The organism is Micromonospora sp. RV43 (genome assembly GCF_001029515.1).
Taxonomy (GTDB): domain Bacteria; phylum Actinomycetota; class Actinomycetes; order Mycobacteriales; family Micromonosporaceae; genus Micromonospora; species Micromonospora aurantiaca.
Map to the genome: position 1 here is coordinate 1 of NZ_LEKG01000241.1, position 8,221 is coordinate 8,221.

An 8,221-nucleotide genomic window follows, 5' to 3' on the forward strand; every position below is an offset into this window, starting at 1 on the left:
CCCACTGGGCATCGGTCAGGTCGGAGGGGTAGCCACGGCGTGCAGACACCGCGCCACCCTGCCCGTCTCGCCGGTGGAAGTCATGCCACCACGCCGTCCACAACAGACCTTCTCAAACACGCTCTTACAAATTTCCCCGGCGAATGCTGGAATAGTTCCAGCGTTCGTTTTGCTGGCGCCCGCTCAAAGAAGACGATTGGTTGGCATCTCGATGGGAGGGGCGCGAAGGGCGGCAGGGGAACCTGGACACGCTGTGTCAGCTGCGGGCGGTGGCATGATCCCGGCTGATCATGGGGACAGCCCTTGATCGATCATTCCTCACCGGCCCGGTCAGTTAGCTGCGGCGATGGTGGAGGCCGAGTCGGACCCTGCCGACGCACCCGCGTCGGCACCACCGTCGCGATTCGGGTCACATGGTGAGCGACTCCTTTCGATAAATTCAGGCATGCCGTCAGACGAAGCGGGTTCCTTCGCCGAACGAGTCGAGACGATGCGCCGCATCGAACGCGGCGAGCGGCGGTATTCCGAAGGCAGCCCCGCGCTCCAGGCGACCGCCTACTACCTCGACCATCTTCTCGCCGAGTCGGTCGCCCGGGCGCGGGCCGCCAGCGACCTGCCCTATCGCAAGATCGACGTGCTGATCAGCCTCTGCGGCTTCGCGGCCATCCCGACGATGCTCACCTACGAGTTGCTGCGTCCGAGCCGGCTCGTCGTGATCACCTCGCGCGACGCACCGGACAGTGTGGACCTGATCGGCCAGCGGCTGATCGGCCCGGGCCTGCTGCGGCATCAAGACTTCCGGCACCTGCCGGTGGACGCCAGCGACCCGCTCGACATGTACCAGCAGATAGCCCGGGAACTGGCCGGGCGAGACGGGCGGCACGCGGTCATCGACATAACCGGCGGCCGGAAGGTGATGAGCGCCGCCGCTGCGTTAGCCGCCTGGCAGCTCAATCTGGGGCTGACCTACGTCGAGAACCAGTTCGACCAGGTGACCCGGCAGCTGCGGCACGGCGAGGTCCGGCTCATCTCACTGGACAATCCGACCACGCTCTTCGGCGAGCAGGAACTCGCCCGGGCGCTGGAGATGTTCCGGTCCGGTGCGTTCGAGGCGGCCCGCCGCCGCTACGACGAGATCGCCGAACGCATCGCGGTGCCCGGCCGTGCCCGGCTGATGCGCGCCCTGGCCGAGCTGTACCGGACCTGGTGCGACCTGGACCTGGTCGCCCTGCCGGCGGCGGTGACCGGGGTCGAGCAGAGCCTTCGGCAGGGCCGCCGCCATCTTCGGTCGGAAACCGCGGCGACGATCGACCGGCAGCTCTCCTTCGCCCGCCGGTTGGCGGCCGGCGAGGCCACCGCCTTCGTGGTCTGTTTCTATGTGCTCGGGCTGCACTACCAGCAGCTCGGCAGGCACGACTTCGCGGCGTTGCTGTTCTACCGCACCGTCGAGGCGTGTCTGACCGCCCGGCTGCGGCAACGCCGGCCGGGGTTCGACCCGGACGACTGCGACTGGTCGCGCCTCGGCGACCCCGCCGCCGTCCGGGCCCGCTACACCGAGGTGTCCCGCTCGCTGACCCCACCCGCGCCCTCGGGACCACCCAACAAGCTGACCCTGTTCGCCGCCGCCATCCTGCTGGCCTCGCTCGACGACGAACTCGCCCGGCGCGCCGGGCTGGTCGACCCGGAGCGGCTGCGCGAGCTGCGCGAACGGACCTGGGCCCGGAACAAGTCGGTGCTGGCCCACGGCACCGCGCCGATCGCGGCCGAGCACACCGAGTCACTGCGGGCGGAGGCGTCCGGGCTGCTCACGGCGTACTGGGCGCTACACGGGGACGGGAACGACATCGACGAACTCTGCGTCGGACTCCGCTTCCTCTGCGACGACCGGTGACGGCTGCCGGCATGCGTCTGCCGCGGTCCTGGGTGGACGAGTACTGCGAGGCGGCCGAACCCGAACTGTTCGCGGCGAGCGAGGCGGAGCGGACCGAGGTGTGCCTGTCGTACCCGCAGCGGGCCGGCTGGCTCGCCGACCATGCCCTGGATGAGATCCGGGCGGACCTCGCCGAAGGGTTGCTGGTCGAGGAACGGACCGGGAGGGACGGTTCGTACTATGTGCTCACCGGCACCCGGTTCCAGGTCTTCGCCCAGTCCCGCAGTGCCCGGGACAGTGGCGTGCCGCAGGCGTACGTCACGTCGGTGAGGCCGGCGCGTGGGCTGGGGCGCACCGAGACCGTCCGGCCCCGACAGGTCCGCCTGAGGCCGGTCTGGGAGGAGGAGTACGGCAACCTCCCGGAACTGCTGGAGACGTTCGCCGAAGGGCTGCGGATCGTCCAACGCCGACGGGCGCTGCGTGACTCGGCCAGCCGTGAGCTGCACCGGAGGGCACCGGCGCCCCGGCCCCGCGGCGACCTGCACGCCCGGGTCCGCCGCCGCTACCAGCCACTGCTCCACATGATCGAGTTGCTGGAGCAGCGCAGCACGCATGAGGGCGCGGTACGCGGCACCGGCATCGTGGCCGGCGAGGGCCGGTTGGCGAACCAGCCGGTGCTCTGGCTCCGGCTCGACCGGCAAGTTGCCTTCAACGAGGGACGTACGGTGGCGGTGTCCGGCCCGGAGGTGACGGCGGAGCTGCGACTGCTCTCGGCCGATCTCGACGGTGACGACCCGGTGCTCGCCCTGGCCGCGCCCCCCACGCCGATCGCGCCGTGGACCCAGGTGCGGCTGGAGCAGCAGGGCCGCTTCGCGCTTGGCAGACACAGCAAGGCGCTGGGCCGGTTCCTCGACGAGCAGGTCGAGGGCGACTGGGAACATCTGGCGCTGCTGCTCACCGCGCCGGCGCGGCTGCCGGCGGTCACGTTTCCACCGCTGCCGACGTACTTCGACGACCGGCTCAACCGGGAGCAACGGGCGGCGGTGGACGGCGCCGTCCGTACGCCGCACGTCTACCACGTGCAGGGGCCGCCCGGCACCGGCAAGACCACGGTGATCACCGAGGTGGTCCGCCAGCTCGTCGCCCGCGGTGAGCGGGTGCTGCTGGTCGCCCCGATGCACGTGGCCGTCGACGAGGTGCTGCGCCGCCTCGCCGATCAGCCGGGCGTCCTGGCGCTGCGGATCTCCTGGGACGAATCCCGGGTCGCCCGGGAACTCCGCCGGTACCTGCCCAAGGAGGTCAGCCGGACGTACCTGCGGCAGGCACGTCGACCGGCCACCTCGCAGGCCAGGCGCTGGCGGGCCGAGGCCGACCGCCTGCGGGAGGAGGGCGACGCGGCGGACGCGTTCCTGGCCGCCGACGCCCGGTGGCGGTCGGCCGCCGAGCGCCTGCGGTCGGCGGAGCGGGAACGCGGCGCCTGGCGGGATCGGCTGGCGGCCGACCTGTCCGCCAGCCGGGCCGGAGAGGCCGAGGCGATCCGGGCGCTGGACTGGCTGGCGACAGCGCTTCCCCCGGTGGCACAGCGGACCGAGATGCTCCGTGCCCAGCTCGCGGCGGTGCCGCTGAGCCGACGGCTGTGGTCCCGGATCCGGGCGGCCTTCGACTCGCCGGACGAGGTGGCCCGGCTCGACCAGACGTATCGGGCCAGCGAGGCCGAGCGCCGTCGGCTCGACGACAACAAGCGGTCCTGGACCGAGCGCCGGGCGGCGGCCCGGACCTGGACCGCCGAGCTGGAGGCGTGGCACGTCAGCGGGGAGCGGGACCACGGTGCGGAGGTGCGCCGCCGCCGGGCCGAGGCCCAGGCGGCGCGGGCCGACGCCGAGCACGCCGCAGACCGGGTACGGACGCTGACCGAGCACGATCCCACCGGCCGACCCGAAGCGGAGGTACGGCGCTGGCGAGACCGGCTCGCCGCCGAGCTGACCCGGCGCGAGCGGCGCATCCACCTGGAACGGCGCTGGTTCGAGCTCTCCGGGCTGGCCGAGGGCACCCCGGAGTCGTTGGTCGACCAGGTCGACGCCGACCTGCGCCGGTCGGCGAACCTCATCTGCTGCACCACCACCGGCGTGAACCGGGATCTCGGCGACGCCGACTTCGACACGCTGATTGTGGACGAGGCGAGCCGGGTCGTGGACAGCGAGTTCCTGATCGGGGCGGTCCGGGCCCGCCGCTGGGTGCTGGTCGGCGACGAGCACCAGCTCCCGCCGTACGTGGAGCCGGCCGACGAGCACCACTTGCATGCGCTCGCCGCGTTGCATCTGGCGGAACGTGGCGCCGCCGCGGACCTGCGGGCCGCGGTCGAGCACCTGGCCGCGATCTGGACCGAGGACGAGGAACTGCACCAGTTCCGCGCCGAAGCGGTGCTGGCGGCCGCGGAGCGGCTGCGGGATTCGGGCAGTTGGCGGGAACGGTACCGGCGCAGCTTCGAGGCCGCGTGGCGCCGGCTGGGCGAGGGTGGCGCGGATGCCGAACGTACGCTGCTGACGGCGATGCGCGGCCACCTGGTGCGAAGTCTCTTCGAGGTCTCGGTCGCGGGTGTGCCGCCGGCGCTGCGGCAACGACTGCGGGTGCAGCGCCGGATGATCGAGCCGATCGCCGCGCTGGTCTCCGCCCCGGTCTACGGCGGCGACTACCTCACACCGGACCGGCCGGACGTGACCCCGCTGCGGTACGGCGGCACCAACACCCCGGTGGTGCTTGTGGACACCTCGGTCTACGGCGGCCGGGCGAAGGAACGCACCGTCGGCAGCGGCTTCGTCAACGAACTGGAGGCGGACCTCGTCGTCCGGATGTGCCGCTCGTGGGAGGAGCGGCTGCGGCGGTCGGGCGGCGAGCGGGTGACGGTCAGCGTACTGACGTTCTATCGACGGCAGGCCACCGAGATCAGAGGTCGGCTCGGCGGCCCGGCATTCGACGACTTCCGGAGTCTCGACTTCCAGGTGGTCGACGCGATCGACAAGATCCAGGGGCAGGAGAGCGACCTCGTCTTCCTGTCGTTCTGCCGGGCGTCCGTCGGCCGGGGCACCCCGTCGGTCCGGTACGGCCGGTGGTTGCAGGACATCCGCCGGCTCAACGTCGCCTGCACTCGGGCCCGCCGGGGACTGGTGCTGGTGGGGCACGTCCCGACGCTACGCCGGCTGAACGGCGTACCGGCGGCGGAGGAGTTCTACCGCAACCTGTTCGGGCTGCTCGACGAGCGGCCCGAAATGGAGATTGCGAAGGGGCTCGGGTGAGCGTGTCAGGGCAGCGGACGAACGCGGTGGACGTCGCATGATCGAATTTGTGCCGGCCGATCCCCCCACTGAGCCGGAGCCGGGGACCGTCGCCGTGCTACCCGAGGTGCTGGTGCCGCTGTACTGGTGGCGTGGGGTGCCGTTCGACCGGGCCGCGCAGGTGCGGATGACACCGCTGGAACGATTCGTGCTGGAACTGGCGATGACCACCGGTCTGGCCGAGCCGGACGAGTTCTTCGAGATCACCGACCTGCCCGGGGCGACACTGCTGCCGGTGGCGGCGCGCCGGCTGGTCGCCGCCGGGGCACTGACGCGGGACGACTACGGGTATCGGCCCCTGTCGCCCGGCGCCGAGCGGGCCGCCCGAACCCAGACGGTCTACCGGAAACGACCGATCGCCTTGGACGTCGTGCTGTTGCCGCGTACCGGCGACCTGCTCGCGCTCGACCCCCGCTCGTCGGGCCTGCGTGAGGTCGAGCAGCTCCGCCTCCAATCGGCCGGGCACGCCCCGGTGCCACCCCGGCTGGCCACCAGCACGCTCGCCGACGAACTGCGCGCCCGGCTCGGCGCCGGCACACTCGCCGGGGTGGACCAGGAAACCACCGGCGTGCCTGAGTCCGCCGTCGAGTCACCGGTGATCAGCACGAATGGCTGGTGCCCGGTGTACCGGTGTCGGGGCGAGCTGCGCGCCGACGGCGACCGCCACCGGCCGGTCCTCATCCTGCCCGGGACCGCCAAGCGCGACCCGGTGAGCCTCGAACTGCCGGGAGCAGCAGGGCTCGCCGAGCATTGGCTCGGGCTGCTCGACGCGCTCCACGACCCGGCCATCCGGGCCCGGGCCTGGGACGGGCTGCTGGGCTGGACGAAGCGGATCGCGTTACGGATGGAGCGATCCGGCCCCTGCCGCTGGCGCTGCTCGATCTCCGGACCGATCGCCCGCCGCCTCACCGAGCAGGGCCGCAACCTGGCGCTGCCACTTGGGCTGGCCGCCCGGGACGACGACGCCGTCATCGAGGTGGCGATCGACCTGGTCGGCGCCGACCCGACCGCGGAGGCGCTGATCGAGGTGGACCGGCGCCTCACCGCCGCCGCCGAGCCGGGAGCCGACATCACGGCCCTGCCCCGGAGTTCCGAGCTACGCGACCGTGCCTGGCGTTTGGGATTCCCCGGTCTGGTGTATGCGCTGCGGGAGACGGAGGACTTCCGGTATGTCTGACCACGGTGACCCCGGAACCGACGTGATGCTCGATGAGCTGGACCTGGGGGCGGTGACCGCGCCCGAAGGATACTTCCTGCTCCGGGACGCACCCCGGAAGCCGTTCCTGGGCGCGCCCGACACCGATCGGGCGTACCGGCACCGGTTCACCTACCGCGGGTCGGTCACGTCGATCCGTCAGGCGGCGATCGAGCTGATCCAGGGCGCCCAGAACAAGATTTTTCTGGCCAGCTTCCGGATCGGCGACCGGGATCTGCTGGACGCGCTCTTCGCCGCCGTGGACCGGCTCCGGGGCGGGGTGTACGTCGTGACCTCGTGGACCGAGCAGTCGCTGAAGCGCGACCTGTCCAGCCTGGAGGACATCGACGACGTCGACGTGCAGACCCAGAAGAAGCGGTTCGACGAGCTGACCCGGCGTGGGATCGCGCTGCGCGGACACGAGGGCTGCCACGCCAAGTTCCTGGTCGTCGATGACAGCGTGGCGCTGGTCTCCAGCGCCAACCTGGAGACCAGCGCCCTGGCCGACACCGAGCGGAAACGGGCCACCGGTGAAAACGGGGTGCTGGTCGGCGACCCGGCGGAGGTGGACCGGCTGTCCCGGTTCTTCACCCGGCTCTGGTTCGCCGGCTGCACCTGGGCCGCCCTGCCCGGTACGGAGTACGCGCTGCACCGGCGAACTCCGGCACCGAGCCCGGTCACCGTGCCACCGCCGGCCGGCGGGCCGGGCGTGATCTGGACGTACGACGGTGACGACGCGGACGGGTCGCACCGGGAACGGGGCATCCTCGCCGCCCTGCACGACGTGATCGGTCGGGCCCGACGGGAACTGCTGCTCGCCACCTTCAGCCTGGTCGGCATCCGGGACCGGCCCGAGCTGCTGCTCGATCCGCTGCGCCGGGCGATGGCCGCGCACGACCTCGACGTACGGCTGCTGGTCCGGGCCCGCAACAACGTTCCGGAGCACCGGGCCGACACCGGGGCACTGGCCGAGCTCGGCGTGACGATCCACGGCGACTCGGACACGCACGCCAAGGGCGTGATCGCCGACGGCCGGTACGGGGCGCTCTTCTCGGCGAACTTCGACGCGGTGCACGGCATGTTCTCCGGCGTCGAGGTCGGCGCCCGGCTCGACGGCCGGCCCGCGCTGGCCGAGGCGCGGCGATACTTCCGGCATGCCATGGACCACGCCGACCTGACCTTCGTGCCGGCGCCCACACAACACGAACTCGACCGCGCCCTCGGCGCCCGGTGGCGGCGCCGTTGGCCGCACGGTGCCCGCCTGACGGTGTCGGCAGCCGAGGCCGACTGGCGACGGCTGGTGGACGCGGCGACCACCGGCCCGGTGCTCTGGGAAGAAGAGCAGGATCTCCGGCTGTACGTCGGGGATGTCGTCGCCACGCTCCGCCCGGGCCGATCGGCGCGGTTCCGGCTCACAGTGGCGGGGAGCCGACCCGATGCCGTCACCCGGATGCGGGACTGGTACGCCGAACGCCCCGGCTCCGGCACCGCGCGGAAGAAGCGGGGTTGCTGCCCAGCGCTGCTGACCCGGCTGCGTTGAGCCGCTCGGATGTCTGCGGTCCGGTCGCTGCACCAGCGGCGGCGCCGGTCAGCAGCGCACCGCCACCCGAGCGACCGCACGGTCCGCGGCCCCGGTGACACGTCGTTCCGGCCGTCGATGCCCAACGCCAGCAGGCTCACCGGGCCTGTCTCGCTAATACGGCAGCCGCCGTTTGAGATGTCGCTGGTGGGGCCGGGTAGACGAGGTGCGGCCACCGCGTGATCGTCTGTCTGCTGTGGACATGACTTCAGATCTGGCGGTGGCCGCGTGCCACAGCGTAAACC

Annotated in this window: 4 protein-coding genes; all 4 read left to right on the forward strand. The window is 72.0% G+C overall.

All coding sequences use genetic code 11. The features are described 5' to 3' along the window. The first annotated feature begins 445 nt into the window (after positions 1-445). From ABD52_RS34475 to ABD52_RS34490, 4 genes are read left to right on the forward strand one after another with little or no spacing between them, the layout of a single operon-like run. Positions 446-1,891, forward strand: a complete 1,446-nt coding sequence (locus ABD52_RS34475; RefSeq protein ID WP_047894494.1) for a TIGR02710 family CRISPR-associated CARF protein — start codon at positions 446-448, stop codon at positions 1,889-1,891. A gap of 11 nt (positions 1,892-1,902) precedes the next feature. Beyond that, a complete protein-coding gene (locus ABD52_RS34480) occupies positions 1,903-5,163 on the forward strand; it encodes an AAA domain-containing protein (protein ID WP_047894495.1) in 3,261 nt (1,086 codons plus the stop codon). Between the two features lie 37 nt (positions 5,164-5,200). Continuing rightward, complete coding sequence (locus tag ABD52_RS34485; protein ID WP_047894496.1) at positions 5,201-6,379, forward strand: hypothetical protein; 1,179 nt, start codon at positions 5,201-5,203, stop codon at positions 6,377-6,379. Further along, positions 6,372-7,937, forward strand: coding sequence for a phospholipase D-like domain-containing protein (locus ABD52_RS34490; protein WP_047894497.1), 1,566 nt, complete (start codon positions 6,372-6,374; stop codon positions 7,935-7,937). Before ABD52_RS34485 ends, ABD52_RS34490 begins: the two co-directional genes overlap by 8 nt. The last annotated feature ends 284 nt before the right edge of the window (positions 7,938-8,221 follow it).